This is a genomic window from Vibrio sp. 1402 (genome assembly GCF_033340275.1).
The window spans coordinates 1-985 of record NZ_JAWOWE010000107.1 but is presented as its reverse complement, the minus strand read 5'-3'; the positions used below and the strand labels follow the sequence as shown (position 1 = coordinate 985).

Genomic DNA, 985 nt, shown 5'->3' with positions numbered 1-985 from the left:
GCTTGGGTCAGTGGTACTACCGTGGCGATGGCAAGGCTTACAGCCACTTAAGAAGCTATGCATTGCTTGAAGAACCACACAAAGGCGTGCATGACGGTGGACGTGAAGCAATGAGCCAAGCCAAATCTGGCAACATGGCAGGCATGGTGACTGCAATTAATGCCATGGAAGACGCCAGCGAACAAGTGGTGGAACAAATTGACAATTTAATGAATGAGATTATTGGTGATTTAACGTAACTGCACTTTGTACGAACCCCAAAAGGTCGCCTATCTAGGCGGCCTTTTCGTTACTGCGTCACGGCTTGGTTTGGAGTTTTAGCGATTACTTAGGTTCTTTTTGCAGTAATCTTCCCAATAGAGAGTTGCGAACTCTAGCTTATCTTCAAAAGTAGAGTGTTCTACTGATAGCCATGCTCGGTTGGTTACGTCCCAAAACATCTTGTCGAATTGAGTGAAGCTCTTAAAGTTCGAGCGGTTTACTTTGTTGTAAACACTTTTAGAAAGTTCACGCATTCCTGAGTTTATGCGTTTTACATTCACTTTATCTTGTTCGGTCTTTTCTTTGGGCATGTTTGGTTTAAGGTGCGTGTTCGATTTTAGTGCTCAATTTAAACGAAAAACGCCTCCCATTGGGAGGCGTTTTTCTTGAGGACGTTCATTACCTTAGAAAAGGATCGTTGAGATCCATGCTCTTTGGTTGTAATCTCAATCCCCAGATATGACAAAACCAGCTTTGGCGAGCTGGCTTTGTTCGGAATACTTACTAGTTTGAAGACCTGTGTAAGTCCTTTCATGATAGCCATATCATCTAAGCACTTCAAGTATTCCTGCACTCTGTTTGGACTCAAGATGTTTTGGACAGAGCGATGCGTATCAGTCACCGACCAAGGGAAGTTCCAAAGGTGACAGGTAAAGGCACTAATCAAAACTTGCGAAAGCACGATAAAACCGCTCTCTTGTAGCTGCTAGAGGGAGAACTGCGG

The 985-nt window shown here is 44.0% G+C and carries 2 protein-coding genes; one reads left to right on the top strand and one right to left on the bottom strand.

Annotated elements, in window-relative coordinates; translation table 11 throughout:
* A partial coding sequence (locus R7044_RS24460; RefSeq protein ID WP_225455907.1) for a CZB domain-containing protein occupies positions 1-239 on the top strand: 239 nt, incomplete at its 5' end.
* 78 nt (positions 240-317) lie between these two features.
* On the opposite strand, the gene R7044_RS24455 is transcribed toward R7044_RS24460, so the two are convergent.
* Complete coding sequence (locus R7044_RS24455; protein WP_225455906.1) at positions 318-572, bottom strand: hypothetical protein; 255 nt, start codon at positions 570-572, stop codon at positions 318-320.
* Positions 573-985 lie beyond the last annotated feature (413 nt).